The 18,194-nt window shown below is 65.0% G+C and carries 22 protein-coding genes; 15 read left to right on the top strand and 7 right to left on the bottom strand.

Annotation, left to right across the window (positions count from 1 at the left end; genetic code table 11):
- Positions 1-191 precede the first annotated feature (191 nt).
- Together wag31 and EJK91_RS01640 are read left to right on the top strand one after the other, a co-directional pair.
- Complete coding sequence (gene wag31, locus EJK91_RS01645; protein ID WP_024440470.1) at positions 192-995, top strand: DivIVA-like cell division protein Wag31; 804 nt, start codon at positions 192-194, stop codon at positions 993-995.
- Positions 996-1,039: 44 nt separating this feature from the next.
- On the top strand, positions 1,040-1,408 hold the full coding sequence (locus tag EJK91_RS01640) for a hypothetical protein (protein WP_024440469.1): 369 nt from the start codon (positions 1,040-1,042) through the stop codon (positions 1,406-1,408).
- On the opposite strand, the gene EJK91_RS01635 is transcribed toward EJK91_RS01640, so the two are convergent.
- From EJK91_RS01635 to EJK91_RS01620, 4 genes are all read right to left on the bottom strand, one after another.
- A complete protein-coding gene (locus tag EJK91_RS01635; RefSeq protein WP_125078093.1) occupies positions 1,389-2,117 on the bottom strand; it encodes a phosphoribosyltransferase in 729 nt (242 codons plus the stop codon). The two genes, EJK91_RS01640 and EJK91_RS01635, sit on opposite strands and share 20 nt — an antisense overlap.
- A gap of 331 nt (positions 2,118-2,448) precedes the next feature.
- The gene (locus EJK91_RS01630; RefSeq protein WP_085149371.1) at positions 2,449-3,027 is read right to left on the bottom strand and encodes a carboxymuconolactone decarboxylase family protein; all 579 of its coding nucleotides are present in this window, start codon (positions 3,025-3,027) and stop codon (positions 2,449-2,451) included.
- Between the two features lie 33 nt (positions 3,028-3,060).
- Complete coding sequence (locus tag EJK91_RS01625) at positions 3,061-4,161, bottom strand: zinc-dependent alcohol dehydrogenase (protein ID WP_113964106.1); 1,101 nt, start codon at positions 4,159-4,161, stop codon at positions 3,061-3,063.
- On the bottom strand, positions 4,158-5,651 hold the full coding sequence (locus tag EJK91_RS01620) for an acetyl-CoA acetyltransferase (protein WP_164517852.1): 1,494 nt from the start codon (positions 5,649-5,651) through the stop codon (positions 4,158-4,160). The genes EJK91_RS01625 and EJK91_RS01620 overlap by 4 nt, the downstream gene beginning before the upstream one ends.
- A 45-nt stretch (positions 5,652-5,696) precedes the next feature.
- On the opposite strand from EJK91_RS01620, the gene EJK91_RS01615 reads away from it, so the two are divergent.
- From EJK91_RS01615 to EJK91_RS01600, 4 genes are all read left to right on the top strand, one after another.
- The gene (locus tag EJK91_RS01615; RefSeq protein ID WP_113964108.1) at positions 5,697-6,383 is read left to right on the top strand and encodes a TetR/AcrR family transcriptional regulator; all 687 of its coding nucleotides are present in this window, start codon (positions 5,697-5,699) and stop codon (positions 6,381-6,383) included.
- A gap of 53 nt (positions 6,384-6,436) precedes the next feature.
- Complete coding sequence (locus EJK91_RS01610) at positions 6,437-6,874, top strand: PaaI family thioesterase (protein WP_085149944.1); 438 nt, start codon at positions 6,437-6,439, stop codon at positions 6,872-6,874.
- Positions 6,874-7,785 carry an alpha/beta fold hydrolase gene (locus tag EJK91_RS01605; protein ID WP_113964109.1) on the top strand — a complete coding sequence of 304 codons (912 nt, stop codon included), beginning with the start codon at positions 6,874-6,876 and terminating at the stop codon, positions 7,783-7,785. The genes EJK91_RS01610 and EJK91_RS01605 overlap by 1 nt, the downstream gene beginning before the upstream one ends.
- 90 nt (positions 7,786-7,875) lie before the next feature.
- The gene (locus EJK91_RS01600) at positions 7,876-8,457 is read left to right on the top strand and encodes a TetR/AcrR family transcriptional regulator (RefSeq protein ID WP_181786994.1); all 582 of its coding nucleotides are present in this window, start codon (positions 7,876-7,878) and stop codon (positions 8,455-8,457) included.
- An 84-nt stretch (positions 8,458-8,541) separates the two neighbouring features.
- Here the strand turns inward: EJK91_RS01600 and EJK91_RS01595 are convergent, their stop codons facing one another.
- Genes EJK91_RS01595 through EJK91_RS01585 form a run of 3 tightly spaced genes read right to left on the bottom strand, consistent with a single transcriptional unit; the run spans position 8,542 to position 11,477 of the window.
- Positions 8,542-9,741 (bottom strand): NAD(P)/FAD-dependent oxidoreductase, encoded by a 1,200-nt coding sequence (locus EJK91_RS01595; protein WP_113964111.1) that lies wholly within the window; start codon positions 9,739-9,741, stop codon positions 8,542-8,544.
- Positions 9,738-11,126 (bottom strand): cytochrome P450, encoded by a 1,389-nt coding sequence (locus tag EJK91_RS01590; protein WP_125078092.1) that lies wholly within the window; start codon positions 11,124-11,126, stop codon positions 9,738-9,740. The genes EJK91_RS01595 and EJK91_RS01590 overlap by 4 nt, the downstream gene beginning before the upstream one ends.
- 30 nt (positions 11,127-11,156) lie before the next feature.
- Positions 11,157-11,477 (bottom strand): 2Fe-2S iron-sulfur cluster-binding protein, encoded by a 321-nt coding sequence (locus EJK91_RS01585; RefSeq protein WP_085149393.1) that lies wholly within the window; start codon positions 11,475-11,477, stop codon positions 11,157-11,159.
- Positions 11,478-11,592: 115 nt separating this feature from the next.
- Between EJK91_RS01585 and EJK91_RS01580 the strand changes: the two genes are divergently transcribed.
- The 9 genes from EJK91_RS01580 (at position 11,593) to EJK91_RS01535 (ending at position 18,194) form a co-directional block, all read left to right on the top strand.
- The gene (locus EJK91_RS01580; RefSeq protein ID WP_125078091.1) at positions 11,593-12,597 is read left to right on the top strand and encodes a helix-turn-helix domain-containing protein; all 1,005 of its coding nucleotides are present in this window, start codon (positions 11,593-11,595) and stop codon (positions 12,595-12,597) included.
- 281 nt (positions 12,598-12,878) lie between these two features.
- Positions 12,879-14,045, top strand: a complete 1,167-nt coding sequence (locus EJK91_RS01570) for a thiolase family protein (protein ID WP_125078090.1) — start codon at positions 12,879-12,881, stop codon at positions 14,043-14,045.
- The gene (locus EJK91_RS01565; RefSeq protein WP_125078089.1) at positions 14,042-14,479 is read left to right on the top strand and encodes a Zn-ribbon domain-containing OB-fold protein; all 438 of its coding nucleotides are present in this window, start codon (positions 14,042-14,044) and stop codon (positions 14,477-14,479) included. The genes EJK91_RS01570 and EJK91_RS01565 overlap by 4 nt, the downstream gene beginning before the upstream one ends.
- Positions 14,476-15,519 (top strand): LLM class flavin-dependent oxidoreductase, encoded by a 1,044-nt coding sequence (locus EJK91_RS01560; protein ID WP_125078088.1) that lies wholly within the window; start codon positions 14,476-14,478, stop codon positions 15,517-15,519. Before EJK91_RS01565 ends, EJK91_RS01560 begins: the two co-directional genes overlap by 4 nt.
- Positions 15,512-15,970 carry an FAS1-like dehydratase domain-containing protein gene (locus tag EJK91_RS01555; RefSeq protein ID WP_164517851.1) on the top strand — a complete coding sequence of 153 codons (459 nt, stop codon included), beginning with the start codon at positions 15,512-15,514 and terminating at the stop codon, positions 15,968-15,970. Before EJK91_RS01560 ends, EJK91_RS01555 begins: the two co-directional genes overlap by 8 nt.
- Positions 15,967-16,392, top strand: coding sequence for a MaoC/PaaZ C-terminal domain-containing protein (locus EJK91_RS01550; protein WP_085149410.1), 426 nt, complete (start codon positions 15,967-15,969; stop codon positions 16,390-16,392). Before EJK91_RS01555 ends, EJK91_RS01550 begins: the two co-directional genes overlap by 4 nt.
- Positions 16,393-16,424: 32 nt before the next feature.
- Complete coding sequence (locus EJK91_RS01545; protein WP_206430379.1) at positions 16,425-16,916, top strand: FAS1-like dehydratase domain-containing protein; 492 nt, start codon at positions 16,425-16,427, stop codon at positions 16,914-16,916.
- Positions 16,913-17,383: a MaoC/PaaZ C-terminal domain-containing protein gene (locus tag EJK91_RS01540; RefSeq protein ID WP_125078086.1), complete on the top strand. Its 471-nt coding sequence runs from the start codon at positions 16,913-16,915 to the stop codon at positions 17,381-17,383. The genes EJK91_RS01545 and EJK91_RS01540 overlap by 4 nt, the downstream gene beginning before the upstream one ends.
- A gap of 43 nt (positions 17,384-17,426) precedes the next feature.
- On the top strand, positions 17,427-18,194 hold the full coding sequence (locus tag EJK91_RS01535) for an enoyl-CoA hydratase/isomerase family protein (RefSeq protein WP_085149416.1): 768 nt from the start codon (positions 17,427-17,429) through the stop codon (positions 18,192-18,194).

Here is an 18,194-nt window from a genome sequence, read left to right as displayed (position 1 = left end):
GGCGGAGCTTGCGTTTGCCAATGCGTGATTTCTGTGGCAGCAATTTGAAATTCACTCTTAATATCGTTCACATTGCCGAGCGCAGCGGCTGATGTGACAGGATGGACGGCAGTTACACACCGCGAGCGTTTTCCCGGTCGACTAACGTGCCCGATCGGCGCTACCAACTACCTGACTCGAGGGGGCAGACGATGCCACTAACACCGGCCGACGTACATAACGTCGCGTTCAGCAAACCGCCGATTGGGAAGCGCGGCTACAACGAGGACGAGGTCGACGCCTTCCTCGACTTGGTCGAGACCGAGCTGACGCGCCTTATCGAGGAGAACGCCGACCTGCGTCAGCGGGTGAGCGAGCTCGACCAGGACTTGGCCGCGGCCCGCGCCGGTGGCGCCGCCCAGCCGATTCCCTCGATCCCGGCCTACGAGCCCGCCCCGGAGCCGGTGGCGCCGCCGCAGCCGGTGGCCGCCGCGCCGGCCGCCGAAGTGCCTGCCGAGGAGCAGCACCTCAAGGCGGCCCGCGTGCTGAGCCTGGCCCAGGACACCGCCGACCGGTTGACCGGCACCGCCCGGGCCGAGTCGGAGAAGCTGATGGCCGACGCCCGCGCCAACGCCGACCAGATCCTCACCGAGGCACGCCAGACCGCGGAGACGACGGTCGCCGAAGCCCGCCAGCGCGCCGACGCCATGCTCTCCGACGCCCAGACCCGTTCGGAGACCCAGTTGCGCCAGGCCCAGGAGAAGGCCGACGCACTGCAGGCCGACGCCGAGCGCAAGCACTCCGAGATCATGGGCACGATCAACCAGCAGCGCACTGTGCTGGAAGGCCGCCTCGAACAACTGCGCACCTTCGAGCGCGAGTACCGCACCCGGCTCAAGACCTATCTGGAATCCCAGCTCGAGGAGCTGGGCCAGCGCGGTTCGGCAGCGCCCGTCGACAGCAGTGCCAGCGGCGACGGCGGCGGCTTCAACCACTTCAACCGCGGCACCAACTGACCGTCGGAGTCGAGTAGTTCGCCCGTCGGACTGGAGGTGAGTCGATGCTGGTCATCGCATTGGTATTGGCGGTAATCGGCCTGGCCGCATTGGTGTTCGCCGTCGTCACCAGCAATGCGCTGGTGGCGTGGGTCTGCATCGGCGCCAGCGTGCTGGGCGTACTGCTGCTGATCGTGGACGCCCTGCGGGAGCGGCGCGCGAACGCCCCGGCGGTCGAGGCCCCCTCGGATGCCGGGGACGCCGTTGAGGAGTCCGAGGTTCCCGCCGACGAGGTCTACGACGCGGCCGATTACGAGGCCGACGATGCCGGCGTCGAGAACTCCGAGGCCGCTGAGGTGGCCGACTTCGACGCTGAGGCCGCCGAGCCAACCGAAGTGGCCGCTGAGGAGCCCGCTACGCACCCGGCCGATTAGCCGCTGTTCGGCCGGTCGTCGGCGCGGCCAGCAGGTCGCGGACTTCGTCGTCGGTGGTCTGGTCAAAGTTGCGATAGACCTGTCCCACCGCGTCGAAGGCCTCGGGGCTGGTGACGCAGACGACGTCGTCGGCTTCCTGGGCGATCTTGCGACATGCGGAGCGTGCCGCCACCGGCACGGCGACGATGATCGACGCCGGTTCGGCCGCCTGGACCACCCGGACCGCCGCCAGCACGCTCGCACCGGTGGCGATACCGTCGTCGACCAAGATCACCACCCGGCCGCGCAGATCGGTCGCCGGGCGGTCGCCACGGTAGGCACGTTCGCGGCGGCGTAATTCGGTGGTCTCGCGCTCGATCACCGACTGCACCACGTCGCGGCCGATAGCCAGGCTGCGGACCACCTCGTCGTTCATCACCACCTGGCCGCCGGCCAGCGCGCCCATCGCCAACTCGGGCTGCTGCGGCACCCCGATCTTGCGGACCAGAAACACGTCCAGCGGCGCTCGCAGGGCAGCGGCGACCTCCCAGGCGACCGGGACCCCGCCGCGGGCCAATCCCAGCACCACCACGCCCTGGGCGCCCGCAGCGGCGGGCAGGGAGTCGGCCAGATAGCCCGTCACCAGCTCGGCCAGGACCCGGCCGGCGTCACGGCGGTCGGAAAAGGTGCGTGGCGCCGGCTGGCGAAGGTACGCGCCTCGACGAGTCATCTCCCCACCGAGCCTACGACGGTTGGGACTTCGGTGATTCAGCTCGGCCATTCCGCAGCCGGTCAAAGCGGAGCCTGATCCGGCCTGCGCGCCCCGAGACGGCAGGGCGGTTGCCCGCCTCTGAGCGACACGTCCGGTCAATCCCGGCTCACCACAGCAGTTGTCGCTCAAAGCCGGGCACCAGCCCACATGGTCGGAGCGGGCCGCCACCGAGGACCCGACTCCGCACAGAAAATGTGTCCGAGGGGGGACTTGTCCGTCTACGACACGGATCGTGGTCCTGCGATTGGGGCGCTGACCGCTTCGGTCAAGCATCGCTCCACGTTTTCGCTCAATCGCCACGCCGAGGAGCTCGCCCATCGGGCGGCCAGCCGTCGGTTCCGGACTCAAGCGGAATATTCAGGGATCGAAGCAGGATCGAAAAGAGCCGCCAATTGGCGATTGCTCCGACAAGTTCGACCAAAACCGCGTGATCGCTATTGAATGCCTTCTGGCACCCAGCCCAGTTTTCCTCGGAGATGACCCCGTCGCGCACCACATCATCGGTCGCTGCGAGGACCGCACGCTCGACTGGCCCGAGGCTTTCGGAATTCTGCCAGTCGCGCACCGCGAGGAGATCTTGCTCAGGCACGCCGAGCAGTGTGGCGATTCGCCAATGTTGAGTCCATTCGTATTCGGAGCCAGTGATCCAGCCGAGTCGCATGATGATCAGCTCGCGTAGCCGCGCGTCAAGGGAACCGCGGAAGAGTAACGCGTCCAGCAGCCCATACAGCGCAACCGCCACACGCGGCTGATGAAGTGCCACGCGGAATACCGACAGCTCTGCCAACTCTTCGGGCAACCCACATTCGGCAGCTCGCAGCTGGGCCTGCTCACGGTCTAGCATCGGTACGCGTTCCGCCATGGTCACGGGTGGCCCTCTCTGTTGAACCTCTGCACGCCGTTAGGGCGTGGGCAAAAAGACGTTGTGCAGCGCCCCACTTGATCGGGCACTTTCATCTGCAAGCGAAGTGAGCAGCTGCGCGAGCCCAGCGAATCCGGTTGATTCTCTGGTGATCCGGTCGAACGGCCAGCGGCCCATGGCTAGAATCTCGAGGGCTGCCCGGTAGGCGGGATACTCCACGCCGAGTGCGCCTACGACGTGTAATTCTTTATAGACCAACAAGTCTGGTTCAAACCGGGGCGCGCCGCCTCCTCCGCGGGTGCCGGCCACCACAACTGTGCCGCCGGGCCTGGCAAGGCCGACGGCATCGGCGAATGCGGAGGGTGCTTTCGCGGTGACGTCGACGACCACGTCGGCAAGCCGTCCGCCTGTCTCACGCTGGAGCGCGGTCGCTGCATCGTCCTTCGATACATCGATGGGCAGGTCGACACCGAATGATCTGGCTATCGCCAGTCGTTGTTCGTCGCGTGGGCCGACGCCGGTCATCGCGACGAACGCGGCTCCCGCCTCTTTGGCCGCCACGGCCGCACAGATTCCACGGATGCCGGGTCCCAGGATCGCTACGACGTCCCCCGCCTTGGTGTCGGGAAGACTCGCCCCCCATTGGATACCGGCCCCGAGAGGGTTGAACAACGTGGCGAGAACGGGGTCCATGTCTTCGGCAATCGGCAGTAGCATCGCGTCCCAGGGAAGCTCCACATGGGTGGCGTATCCGCCCCATAACCCCGCACCGATCTCCACGTCGACGAAGCCGAACATGGTGGCGATGCCGTTGACCGCACACCGCCGGTATTCGCCGCGGCGGCACTCGGGGCAGTCTCGGCAGGACCGGAACACCTCGACGGCCACGCGCTGGCCCGCCTGCACCCCCCAGCGTTCGCCGGCCGCGGCGCCGACCCGCTCGACGATGCCGACGATTTCATGCCCTGGAACGAATGAAAAGCCGGCAGGCAGGTGTCCGGTGAATTGTTCGTGATCCGTACCGCACAGACCACACGCTTCAACTCGCAGTATCGCACCCCGGTCACCGACGTCGGGAATGGTCATCCGGCGTCGCTCCAGATTCCGCGGTCCGGTCAGCACCATCGCCTCGGCGATCATGGAAGCTCAAACCCGCTGAACGATCCTCTTGTTCGGAGGCTGACCGTTCTGCCGACGTACATCTCACTCGCCATCGCCTCGGCGATCTGCGGATCGTCGCTGCGTGCGACAACTCTTCGCCCGTCAGACAGGTGCGCGATGATCGGAGTCCATCGAGGTTGCCCGTCTCGGTCGTAGACGACGGTGTATCCGTCCACTGTCGCGCAACCGGTCGACTCGTCGACGCCTGCGACACCCAACCTCAATGAATCGATCTGAGCTTGTTCGACCGCCGTGTCGAGCAGTCGCCACCCGGTTGGTGGCGGGGTGGCCGACCACAGACCGACCGAATGCTTCGTGGAATACCACCCGAGGCCGGTGACGAGTCCGACATCGGTTGGGTCGCGTCTACACCGTCGGACCATCTCAACGATCGAGTGGCTGACGTAATTGTTTCCGGGACCGCCGTGATAAGGCAGGCCGCCGGTTACTGTGAGGCCTCTGTCGTCGAGCGGGTCCACGTCGAGAGCCTCGGCGGCCATCTCAACTGCCGACGGGAAGCAGGAGTAGAGGTCGAACCACCGAATGTCGTCGGTGGTCAACCGGCCCGCATCGAGAGCCTTCCGTGCCGCTACCTCGATACCCGATGAGCGACTGAGGTCCGGCCGTTCCACGGGGAAGTACACGTCGTTGCAAGTCGCTGCTGACCAGGGAAAGACCCAACGATCGCGCGCGACGCCCAATTCGTCGGCCACCTCGGCCGCCATGAGAATGAAGGCGGCAGCCATGTCGACGGACATGATGCTGTTGAGCAGCTTGGGATAGGGCAAGCAGACCATGCGGTTTTCCGCGGTGACTTCGCTGAGTTCGGTGGCACTTCGTGCGCGCGGGAACCAGGCCTGCTCGGGATGGCGTGCCGCCTCGGCTGTCAACGGTGCCATCAGCGTTCCCAGCCACTCCCGCTGGGCAGCGAAGTCACGGCCGTGGCGCGCGGCGATCGCGGACTCGAAGATGGGATACACCTCGTGCGGCCAACTCAGACCCACCGACAGTTCGGCTTGACTCAACCCTGGGCGGGCGTCCCCCAGGGATTCGTCGCCGGAGCGGGGCGGGGGCGGCGAGTTGAGAAGTGCCCCGCCCTGGAATTTGCGCGCGGAATGCCCGCTCTCCGCACCGACGACCAGGACGACATCTGCTCGGGCCTTGGCTATTTCGCCACTCAACACCTCGACGAGATACTGCGGGGTGTTTCCGCCGACTGGACAGCTGATGCGGCGGGCGGGACCGATGCGCAACGCTTCGCCGATCCTGCTGGCGGGATTGTCCCGCGGGATGACCAGGATGCCGGGAGTCGCGACGGTGTCGATGCGCCGCTCGACCGCGCGACCTGCGTCTTTGACCGCACGGCGTGCGGCCTCCACCGCCAAGTTGATCGGGTCCACGAAGTCGTCCCCGCGATGGGTGACTTCGCCCACGCCGACGGCAACCGGGGTACGCGTTTCTACCGGCATCGGCACCCGCTCAGGGCCACGGGGCTGACTTGAGACATAACTGCGATGGTGTCATGTGCGTGGGCGAGTCACAATGGTGCGCGATCGCGGCATACTGGCTGTGTGTCGACGAAGTTGTTGCGATGGGGCGCCGCCGCGCCGACAGATCCTGGGTCCGCTCGCGACCGGTTGCTCGATGCTGCCGAGCGGTGCCTCGAGGGTGGGGGTGTGGTGGGCACGACCATGGAGGACATCGGCAGGACAGCGGGTGTGTCCAGGGCAACGGTGTATCGCTACTTCCCCAGTCGGGAGGCGGTGATGTCGGGCGTCATCATTCGCGCCGCCGAGCGTTATCTTGACCGCATCAGCCCGCGGATCGCGGCGCACGCCGACCTGGGATCCGCGCTCGTCGATTTCGTGGAATACACAGTTGACGCCGCGCGCCGCGAAGAGATCATCGGATTGTTGTTCGGCAGCGACGAGGAACTCGCCGGCGTGGGTCTCGCAGCGGGGACCTCGACGTCCCTCTTCGAAATCGTCACCGAATTTCTGCGTCCCATCTTCACCAGACACTGGAGTTGCGTGCAACCGGGCGTCTCCGTCGACGACGCCGCCGAGTGGGTTGTACGCACGATACTGAGCCTGCTGACTGTTCGAGGGCCGCGGGATCGCAGTCGTGACGGACTCCGGGCGTTTCTGTCGAGGTTCCTCCTTCCCGCGATCTTGGCGGGTGACCACCGTCGACCGGTGTGACAAGTATAGCGTAATGTCTCAACCGCAGCTGAGGTAGGAGGCCGGAAGTGTCTGTGCAATTCACCATGTTCAACGGACAGGTCGCTGAGCAACTGAAGAGTGCAGCAGAAACCACGGGCGGGTTGGCCGGTTACCTCGGCTTCCGGCACACGGAATTCACTGCGGGACGGCTCGTTGCGGAGATGGACGCACGCGACGACCTGAAGACGCCTTTCGGCAACTTGCATGGGGGCTGCTTATCGGCCATGGTCGACCACTGTCTCGGAGTGGTGTTTTATCCCGTGATTCCGATGGGATCCTGGGTCGCGACGACGGAGTTCAAACTGAATTTACTTCGTCCTGTCTCCAGTGGCACCTGTGTAGCCACGGCGGAGATCATCTCGCTGGGCAGAACTAGCGGTGTGGCGCGGATCGACATCTGCAACGGCGGCAGAGCCGTGTGTGCGGCCCAGGGCACCGTCACCGTCGTCGCACCGAAGACGAACTCCTGATGTCTGCACACAGAGCAGGTGATTCGTCGGCCCCTGTCGTCGAGCGCGTGCCCACGGCGGATGGACTGTCGCTAGCGGTCGACCTCTACCGGTGTGACGCGCCGCGGGCGGTCGTGTTGCTCCTTCACGGCGGTGGTCAGAGCCGACAGGCCTGGGATGTCACCGCCCAACGCCTGCACCAGCGGGGCTACACGGTTGCCGCGTACGACACCAGGGGACATGGGGACAGCGACTGGGATCCGGAGGGATGCTATGACATGGACCGACTCGGGTCCGACCTGCTGGCCGTGCGCTCATACGCCGATTCTGGCCGCCCAGTCGCCGCGATCGGGGCTTCGTTGGGTGGTTTGACCATTCTCGGCACACACTTGCTCGCCTCGCCGGAGCTATGGCGGGCCGTCGTGCTGGTTGACGTCACTCCGCGAATGGAGATGCAGGGCGCCCGACGAGTCGTGGCCTTCATGGCGGCACATCCCGAAGGCTTCGACAGCCTGGAGTCGGCCGCTGACGTGATCGCCGCGTACAACCCGCACCGTCCTCGCCCCGAGAACCTCGACGGCCTCCAAAAAGTTCTCCGGCTACGGACAGACGGTCGCTGGGTCTGGCGATGGGACCCTGCGTTTGTGACGTCGAATTTCCAGTTCCTCCAGGGTGATCCAGACGAAGGCGCTAGAGACTTCGAAATGATGAGCGCGTTCCTTCTCGATGGTGCGCGGCAGGTGTCCGCGCCGACGCTGCTGGTCCGCGGCCTGCTATCCGACATCGTCTCCGAAGAGACAGTGAAGGACTTCCTCACCTTGGTTCCCCACGCGCAAACCGTCGACGTTTCGGGCGCAGGCCACATGGTTGCTGGCGACAACAACGACGCGTTCTCGACGGCGGTCGTCGAATTCCTCGACAGGACCATATGAACCCTGCAGTCGGTTTACTGCCCTTTCAGGGCTGGCGCCTATCCTGCTTCTATGCCAACTGAACCAGTGCGGATGTCTTTCCGCCGGCATGTGCGCGAACAGGTTCTGAGGGCGACACGAGAACTCACCATTGAGAAGGGCTGGGATCAGGTCCGGATGAGCGAGGTTGCCGAATCGGTCGGCGTCTCCCGCCCGACGTTGTACAAAGAGTTCGGCGACAAAAAGGGGCTCGGTGACGCGCTTGTGGTGTCAGAGGGCCAGCGCTTTTTGGAGGGCATTCGTGCCGTGCTTGCCGAACATGTGGGCGATGTGCAGGGCGGCATCACCGCAGCGGTGCAGTTCACCCTCTGTGAAGCAGAAGACAGCCCGCTCCTCAAGGCAGTTCTGACGTCCAACCCCTCGGGGAATGATGACGGTGGCTCGTCGTCTACGGGGGTCCTTCCACTTCTGCCGACCTCGGCTTCCCTGCTTGCGCTCTGCTCGGGGGCTCTGACCACGTGGTTTAACGACCACTTCGCCGATCTCGACCCCGAAGACGTCGAGGACGTCGCAGATGTTCTGGTGCGACTGACAGTGAGTCATGTTGTACTCCCAGGCGCGGACATCGCCACCACTGGTGAGCGGATCTCCCGCGTAGCACTCCGGTACCTGGGAGTTGTCCACAGTTTGTGACCAGCAAGCTTTCGCGACCTATGCATCTGACCAGACGGCAGAGTCTGCGGAGCTTCGAGCGCATGGTTTTGCCGTCGCAGGATGTCAGATCGAGCCGGCGAGGAGGTCTGAGCGGTCAACCCGAAGTTGCTGGGTGATGGCCCGCTTACTGGACATGAAATCGCGAGGACGATTGACGCAGTCGGCGGCGATGAGTTCGCCCTCGCGGAAGTAGAAGCAGCTGAAGTCACGGTCGCGCGACGGGTCACCACTGAGCAACACTTCGTCGTATCCGGCGTTGAGACCGGCAATTTGGAGTTTGAGATCGTACTGGTCGGACCAGAACCACGGAAGGGCAGCGATCGCGCTGTGTTTTCCGCAGATTGTCGCCGCAGCGATCTTGGCCTGCTCGCCGGCGCTCGGAACGCACTCCAAGCGAATACGCGAGCCGTATCGAGCCATGATGTGGCTGGTGCAGTCGCCGGCGGCCACGATGTCGGGGTCGCAGGTGCGGGCCTGGTCGTCGATAACAATGCCGTTGTCGATGGATAGTCCTGCGTCTGCGGCGAGTTCGGTGTTCGGCACCACACCGACGCCGACGATCACCAAGTCGGCGGGGATCGATTCGCCGCCAGCCAGCACGACCTCCTGCACCCCACGGTTACCGGAAAAAGCTTCGACGAGAGCGTGTGTTCGGATCTCCACTCCCTCGCCGCGGTGGATTCGCGTGTAAAACGCGGAAACCTCCGGCGCGGTGACCCTTTCGAGTACACGCTCGGTTGCTTCGAGGACAGTGACGTTCAAGCCGAGCGAACACAGCGAGGCCGCCGTTTCCAATCCGATGTAACCGCCGCCCACGATCACAACCCTCCGACCCGGTGTAGCGGCGGCACGGATCAACTCGACGTCTGCAGCGGTACGCAGGTAGCGAATTCCGGGAAGATCCAACCCTGGTGTGGGGAGTTGTCTGGGCCTTGCGCCGGTGCACAACGCGAGCTTGGTGTAGGCCAGCGTGTCGCCGGTGCTCAGAGACACACGCTTGGCACTCCGGTGGATCGCCTCCACGGTCGCATTCAAGAGTCGAATGTTCTGCTTTTCGTAGAAATCAGCGCCGCGAATCCTAAGGTCGTCGAGGCCGTTCTTGCCGGCCAGGTATCCCTTCGACAACGGAGGCCGGTGGTAGGGCAGTCCCCCCTCGTCGCCGATGAGCACGACCTCCCCAGCCCACCCCTCCCTCCGAAGATTGGCTGCCAACTGCGCGCCGGCGTGGCTCGCGCCGACGATCACCGCTCGTTCGGGAGTCATGCACCGGGCCTGGGAGTGAGGCGAACCATCAGCTTGCTGATACCCCTGACGAAATTCGATTGCACATACTCGGGTTCGCCGACCACCTCGATGTTCTCAAAGCGAGGGAGCAATTCCTCCCACAGGATTCGAAGCTGCAACTCAGCAAGTCGGTTTCCCATGCACCTGTGCACGCCGAACCCGAACGAGATGTGATTGCGGGCGTTGCTCCTATCGATGATCAACTCATCGGCCCGCTCGAAGACACGCTCATCGCGGTTACCGGAGGCGTACCACATCACGACCTTGTCGCCCTTGCGGATGAATTGCCCGTTCAACATGATGTCTTTTTTCGCGACTCGGCGCATGTACGCCAACGGGGTCTGCCAGCGAATGATCTCGGATACCATGTTGGGAATCAGGTCAGGGTTCGCCTTCAACTTCTCGAACTGATCGGGGAACTGGTTCAAGGCGAGAACCCCTCCGCTCATCGAGTTGCGAGTCGTGTCGTTTCCCCCGACGATCAGCAATACCAAATTGCCAAGGAATTCCATCGGGCGGTTGATGAGATCCTTAGTGTCCTCGTTGGCCTGCAGCATCGTGATCAGATCGAAGCCCGGTCGCTCCCCGTTGGCGGTACGGGCCGCCTTGTCATGCCAGAGAGCGCTGAGCCCCTTCGCCATGTCGACCATGCCACGAAACACTCTGTCGTTGTCGGAGGGACCACCATTGGCTTGCTCCATGGAGGTGGCGAGGTCCGACCATTCCACGAGCTTGTGCCGCTGCTCGTACGGGAAGTCCAGCAGGGTCGCGAGCATGCGCGCTGTCAGTTCGATGGAGACGTGGTGCACCCAATTGAACGGCTGATCCACCGGTAGATCGTCCAGCACTTCCTGGACACGCGAGCGGATCAGCCCCTCCATCTCGCGCAGGTTCTTCGGCGCGACAACCCCTTGGACGGAAGCGCGCTGCAAGTCGTGTTGTGGCGGATCCATCGCGATGAACATGGCGATGTCCATAAAGCGAGGCGGTCTCCCGATGATGATGAACGGCTCTGCGGAGAAAGCCTCGTGGTTCTTGTCGACGGCGATGATGTCCGCGTGGCGGGTCACCGACCAGAACGGGCCGAACGGACTGTGAGCCTGGTAATGCACCGGCGCCTCGTTGCGCACGCGTTCGAAGTAGGACTTCCAGCGGCCTTGGCGGTAGAGGAACGGGTTGCTGAGATCGATGTCGGCGATATCGACGTCCTCGACCGGAGGAATGGGCGTCTCGGTGAAGATCTTCTTACCATTGGTTCCGGTTACCCACCGGCGTGTCTTGTCGTACACGTGCGCGCCGCGGATTTGCAGCTCCAGAGGCACGGCAGACTGGGCTTTGGCGGCCACTGCCGCGGGAATACTCATTATTGTTTTCTCCAATTCGACGACGTTGTTTCAGAGCTGGAACTCAGGTAGCTCGACCGTCAAGCCATCCCATGCCTCGGAGGCGGCCATCTGGCAGGACAGCCTCGACGTCCGCTGACGCTCGGGATTCATCGCGAGCATTTCCTCTTCGTTGGCGCCGCAGAGTCCCACCGTGTCCGACCACTCGGGAGCGACGATCACGTGGCACGTTCCGCATGCGGCTTCCCCTCCGCAATCGCCGTCGATGCCGGGCACCGCGTTATTTACCGCGATCTGCATCAAGGACTGCCCTTCGGTCAAGGGGGCTTCGTACTTCTCGCCGTCGTGAGAGACGAAGGTGACGACTGCCATGGTTAACTCTCCTCAATTTGGAACTTCGCTTCACTAGTGTTGTCGCGTGTGACCAGCGTCGCTAGGCTCGCAGGAGTCAAAGAGTTGTGTTATTAGCTCACGCGCAGGGAGGCACGTGAAACTCGACGACTCAGGTATGCCAGCGTTGGCTTTCCTGCAAATGCTGGACAGTGAGGCGCTGGGGCATGACGCCAGCACTGCGCTCCGCAGCATCATGGTTCGCGAGCACGTCACCGAGTCGATGTTGGTGGGCCGCGACGCGCAGGTCCCCTTACGGTGGTTCAGGGAGATATATTCCGATTTCGATTGTGACCAGGGAACCCGTCTGGGTTTCGCGTTCGCTGAACACGCCAAACTGACGTCCTTTGGGGCACTCAGTGTTCCCTTGGTCAGCGCGGGCTCGGTAGCCGAGGTTGTCGAGTTGCTTGCTTATCTGCCGGTGATCACCACCGCCCTCAGCCCGTCGTTCCATTCGACGGAACGCGGCCTCACGATCGGGCTCACCGGTCGCACCGGTGACGCGGGCCTGAACTGCCTGGCCGTCACCTACGGTGGGCTGGCGCTGCTGCGTCTGCTCGACATGCTCGCGGGTGCCGTACCCAATATTGAACTGCATCTGAGTCATTCAGCGCCGGAGTCGTGGGGTGTTCATGACGAAGTGTTGGCGGGTCGGATCTTCTTCGACGCCCCTAGCTCGTTCGTCCACGTTCCCGCGGCTACGCTCGAGGAGGTTTGTCGATTCTCCGATCCTGTTGCGTATCGGATTGCCGTCACCGATTTGCAGCGAACTCTCGATCAACGACGTGACACGTCGTTCTCCGAAAAAGTGACAGACCTGCTGGAGAAAGATCCCGGAGAAACGAACATTAGCCGGACAGCGGGCGAGCTCTCGATATCCCCGAGCACGTTGAAGCGACGCCTCAGCGAAGAGGGGACCACCTTTCGCGAATTACGTCAGTCGTTCTTGCAGGAGCGAGCGATTCTGCGACTTCTCGACAGCTCGGTGTCTATAAGCGAGATCGCGGCAGAACTCGGGTACACAGACCTCACGAACTTCACACATGCCTTCAAACGGTGGACCGGCCGTTCACCGCGCCACTTCAGAAAAACGCGCGACTGAGCGCGCATCGATCCACTCCGGCGCGCCGGGCGCCCGCCGGAACCAGCGGGCTTCACGATCCGGCCGCATCTGCCACCTGGACAGCGTCGAGAAACGACAATTGCGGCGCGGGATTCGGTCATCCCGGCGCCCTCTTGGGAAGAGGCGCAACGGAATTCCAGATTATTCATCCCGCGCCAGCGGCGAGTGCGGCCGGGGGGTGACCCGGGCCGCTGGGCACGCTATGCTAACCGTCGTTCACATCGGGACCGGCGCTGAACGCGCGGTCGAGAGGAGCGTGGATGCCACACGACCAGCCGGCCATCATCGGTGCCGCCGAACTCACTCCCGGAAAAAACGTTCCGTACACCTCCACTGAATTGCATGTGCGCGCCGCGGTCGCGGCTCTCGCCGACGCAGGGGTGGCCCCAGACGAGGTCGACGGTCTCGTGTGTGCCGGGCCGATGACGAACGAGGGCTCGGTCTTCCTGTCCGAGGACCTCATGGACTACCTCGGGCTGCACAACCTGAAACTTCAGATGACCTGTCAGCTTGGCGGCGGGACCCATCTGGCCATGACGCGCATGGCGAGTAACGTCATCGCCCGAGGCGAGGCCGATACGGTGCTGGTGGTGTCGGCGGGCAAGTTTCCACCGATCCGCGATGGCGGGCGCGAACTGATGGCGCTGGTATGCGACCATGCGTTCGAGATGCCCTACGGACCGTCCGTGCCGGCGCTGTACGGCTTGATCGCGCAGGCCTGGATGCACGAGACAGGACAGGGCAAGGCGGACATCGCCGAGGTCACCGCGTCGCAGGACCGGTGGGCCGCGCTGAATCCCGCGGCGATCGCGCACCGCTCACAACGCCTGAGTGTGGAGGACGTGCTGGCGTCCCGCCCGATCGCCGGGCCGTTCCACTTCTACCACTGCTCGATTCCCTGCGAGGGCGGTGGCGCGCTCGTGCTGGGCTCTTCCCGCCGGGCTCGCGCGGGCAAGCACCGACCGGTCCACCTGCTCGGCTTCGGAGAGGGTCACACCCACGGCTTCCTGACCTCGCTGGCCCGGCCGGGTCGTACCGGAGCCGCCCGTTCGGGTCCGATGGCCTTCGAGCGCTCCGGACGGGCGCCGGCCGACATCGACATCGCCTTGCTCTACGACGCCTTCGCCTCCAACCCCGCGATGATCCTTGAGGAGGCGGGTTTCGTGAAGCCCGGCGGGGCAGGCGATTTCTACCGTGACGGCCGCGCCGATCCGGGCGGCGACCTTCCGGTGAACACCGACGGCGGCCTGATCCGGTTCGGGCACACCGGGACCTCCTCTGGCATTTCGCAGATCCTTGAGGGTTACTGGCAGCTGTCCGGTCGCGCCGAGGGCCGTCAGGTCTTAGGGGCGGACACCGCGTTCGTGCACAGCTACGGCTCGATGCTGTGCAGTCACGTCAGCATGGTGATGGAGGGAGCGTCATGACCGCAGCTTCGAGTTCCCTCGACGGTCTGCACGATCCTGAGGCGCTGCCGCCGCTGACCGATGTCAACGGTCCCTACTTCGCAGCAGCGGCCCGCGGCGTACTCGTCTTCCAGCGGTGCGCGAACGGCCACCCGTTCCTCTACCCGCGGCTGGTGTGTCCCGTCTGCCATGACGGTGAGTTGGCCTGGGAGACCGCGGCGGGTACTGGTGAGATCGTCAGTTTCGCGCAGGTGTACCGCGCCCCGTGGGACTCGTTCCCGCGCAGCGCGCCGTACGTCGTCGTGCTCGTTCGTCTGGACGAGGGGCCGCAGTTGTTGGCCAGTCTCGAGGGCGTAGCCCCCGATGACGTCGTCATCGGCGCGCGAGTGCGCGCAGTGTTCGAGCGGGTGAACGAGGACCTTGGGCTGGTCCGATTCGGGCCGGCGGCGTCGTGAGCACGTACGGCGTCTCGGTGCTCGGCCGGGACTTGGCCACCCTTGTCGATACGGCCGAGGCTGCCGACCTCGCCGGCTTCGACGCCGCCTGGGCCTCGGAGTTCTACTCACGCTCCGGCTCGATCTCGATGGCCGCGATGGCCGCGCGCACAAAGCGCTGCCGCATCGGGTCGTCGATCCTGTATGGCGTCGGGCGCAGCCCGCTCGTGCTCGCCACAGAGGCGCTTGACCTCGACGAGCTTTCCGGCGGGCGCGTCGTGCTCGGGCTCGGCAACGGCACACGCCGCATGATGAGCGACTGGCACGGCGTGGAGGACACCTCCGCTCCCGCTCTGCGCATGGAGGAGCTGGTCCCGCTCGTGCGTCGGATCTGGAACCTGCACGAGGGCCCCGTGCACCACGAGGGGCGCTTCTACCGGATGAATCTCGTCCCGACCGGCGACGTCGCGCCGCCGAAGCGAGCGATCCCGATCATCACCGCGGGCGTGCGTCCGCGGATGTGCGAGGTGGCCGGGCGCGTGGCCGACGGGTTGGCTGGTCATCCGCTTTTCACCACGGCTTACGTCGAGGAGGTCGCCCGCCCAGCCGTCGTGCGCGGTGCGGAGCGAGCCGGACGCGATCCCGCCGACGTTGAGATCGTCTCGATGGTCATCTGCGCGGTGCACGACGACCCGCAGATCGCGCGTCGTGAGGCCGCGCAGCAGATCGCGTTCTACTCCTCGGTGAAGACCTACGAGCACGTTCTCGATGTGAGCGGCTTCGCCAGGCAGGGGGCGGCGATTCGCGAGGCGTTCGCACGGCGCGACCTGCCGGCCATGTTCGCAGCCGTCACCGACGACATGATCGACGCGATGGCCGTGGCCGGTACCGCCGCCGAGGTCCGCGACGGGCTGCGCCGCTACGAGGGCGTGCTGGATCACATCATTCTCTACTCGCCCTCGATAGGGGTCGCACCCGAACGCATCGCCGAGAACCTCGGCGACCTCATCCGCGATTGTGCGCCGGCTCTCGCCAGCGGGAAAGGTGACCAGAGTGGCTGACGCCTCGCTTATCGGGACGCAACTCGGGAGCACCAAATTTCCCGTCGACCGGTCCAAAGTGCGCGAGTTCGCGATTTCCCTCGACGACCACGACCCGATCTACCAGGACGCCGCAGCCGCCCGGGCCGCCGGCTTCAGCGCGATCCCCGCTCCGCCGACCTTCGTCGTCTCCTCGGCTCACTGGCGCGCAGACGACGACATGTTCGGCGGCCTCGGCCTCGACCTGCGCCGCGTACTGCATGGCGAGTGCGGCTGGGAGTATTTCGCGCCGGTGTTCGTCGGTGACGAGCTCACCGAGACGCGCCGGGTGTCGAACGTGACCAGCCGTGAGGGCAAGCGCGGCGGCACCATGACAATGGTCACGATCGAGACCGACTTCACCAATCAGCGCGACGAGCTCGTCGTGCGCCAGACCGACGTCTTGATCGAAACCGGAGGCTCCACCCAATGACGACATCCTCCGCACCGGTGGCGTTGGCCGCTGGCGACGAGATGCCGACCTCACAGTTCGGCCCGCTGACGCGCTCGCACATCGTCCGCTACGCCGGCGCCGGCGGCGACTTCAACCCGATCCACCACGACGAAGAGTTCGCCCGCGCGGCCGGCATGCCCGGTGTGTTCGGCATGGGACTCCTGCACGGCGGCTTGCTCGCCCAGCGGCTGACCGCCTGGGTAGGCCTGGCCTACATCCGCTCGTTCCGCATCCGTTTCACCGGTCAGGTATGGCCTGGTGACCTGCTCAGCTTCGCCGGCACGGTCACCGGCGTGCGCGAGGCCGGAGGGCAGCAGGTGGCCGACCTCGAACTTGTGGTCACGCGCCAGACCGGCGAACCCGCGATAAAGGGGAGCGCCGTCGTGCAGGTGGCCCGGTGAGCGCGCCAACGAGCGACGTCACCGGCCTGGGCATGACGTTCGGGACCTTCGACGAAGGCCAAGCGTGGGTCGGTCATCGCTCCGAACCGCGGCGTGCGTGGTTCCCGATCGACCGCTCGATGGTGTTGTACTACTGCTCGCTCGTCGAGGACGCGAACCCCCGCTACTGGGAGGGTGAGGACTGCCCGCCCGGACTGCTGATGACCCTCGGCTTCGCGCCGCAGTGGGTGCCCGAGTACCTAGCGCGTGCCGACATGATGTTCGCGCTCAGCGTCCCGTTGCCCGGCCACCACATCATCAACGCCTCAACGACGACCGAGTTCGAACGCCGGCCCCGGGTAGGCGATCACGTGTCGATCGTGGAGGAGATCGCCTCGATCTCCGAGCCGAAGACGACGCGGGTGGGCACCGGCGTGTTCATCACCACGGTGAGCACCTTCTCCGACCAGCACGGTGAGGTCATCGGCCGCAACACCAACGTGCTCTTCCGATACGACACCGCCGATAGTGAAGGCGCATCATGAACGAATCCACCGAGCACAGCATGGTCCGCTTCCCCGTGCGGTTCGAGGACATCGCCGTCGGCGACACCATGACGCCCCTCTCGATCGAGATCAGCTACAAGCGCATCTGCATGAACGCGGCTTCGACATGGGACTGGTTCCCCGGTCACCACGACCCCGACTATGCGCGCAGCCAGGGCCAGCGCACGATCTACCTGTCAACCCTCTTCTTCCATGGCTTCATCGACCGCGGCCTCAACGAATGGGCCGGACCCGACGCGCTCATCCGACGCCGCAAAATCTCAATGATCCGGTCGATCTACCCGGGCCAGACCGCGACCCTGAGCGGCAATGTCGTGGCCAAACGCGACGATGGCGGACGGCGCCTCGTCGACCTTGAACTGCTCGTCTCGAGCGAGGACGGTCCCTGCGTACCGAGTGAAGCCACCGTTGAGCTGGCCGACCCGTTCGTCGAGGTGCCCGGGTGAACTGCCACTCACATGCGAGGCGACGGTGAGGGACGGAGGCTCGGTGGCCGAGCAACCGATTCGCTACGAGGTCGTCGACAGCGTCGCGTGGCTCACGATCAACCGGCCCGAGGCGCGCAACGCGCTCAACAACGCTGTGCGCACGGGACTTTTCGACGCGGTACGCCGCTTCAACGACGACGACGCGGCGAAGGTGCTCGTCCTCACCGGCGCGGGCGATAAGGCGTTCTGCGCCGGCGGGGACTTGAAGGAGATGGCGCAGAACGCGCTCAAGGTGCCCCCGAAGGACTTCGCTCCGCAGTTCGGCCGCAACATCGACGTCGCGAAGCCGACGATCGCGGCCGTCAACGGTGTCGCGTTCGCCGGGGGCTTCCTGCTCGCGCAGCAGTGCGACCTGGTCGTGGCTGCCGAACACGCGACCTTCGCCGTCAGCGAGGTCAAGGTCGGCCGCGGTTCGCCGTGGGCAACACCGCTGTCGTGGCTGGTGCCCCCACGCGTTGCCATGCAGATCCTGCTTACCGGCGACCCGATCACCGCCGAGCGCGCCCACCAGGTCGGCTTGGTCAACGAGGTGGTGCCGGCCGATCAGTTGCGCGAGCGTACCCAGCGGTTGGCGCTCAGCATCGCCGCGAACGCTCCGCTATCGGTGCTCGCGTCCAAGCGCACCGTGCACCTCTCGGCACAGCACCACCTCGCCGCCGCGTACGACCTGGCCGACGAGATCTGGGAGCCGGTCTATCTGAGCGACGACGCGCAGGAAGGCCCGAGGGCGTTCCGCGAGAAGCGCGCGCCGCAGTGGAAGGGATGTTGA

The sequence above is a fragment of the Mycobacterium sp. P7213 genome, assembly GCF_900604305.1.
Taxonomy (GTDB): Bacteria; Actinomycetota; Actinomycetes; order Mycobacteriales; family Mycobacteriaceae; genus Mycobacterium.
Note: the sequence above shows the minus strand (reverse complement) of the source record. Positions and strands in the feature narration are given on the sequence as shown.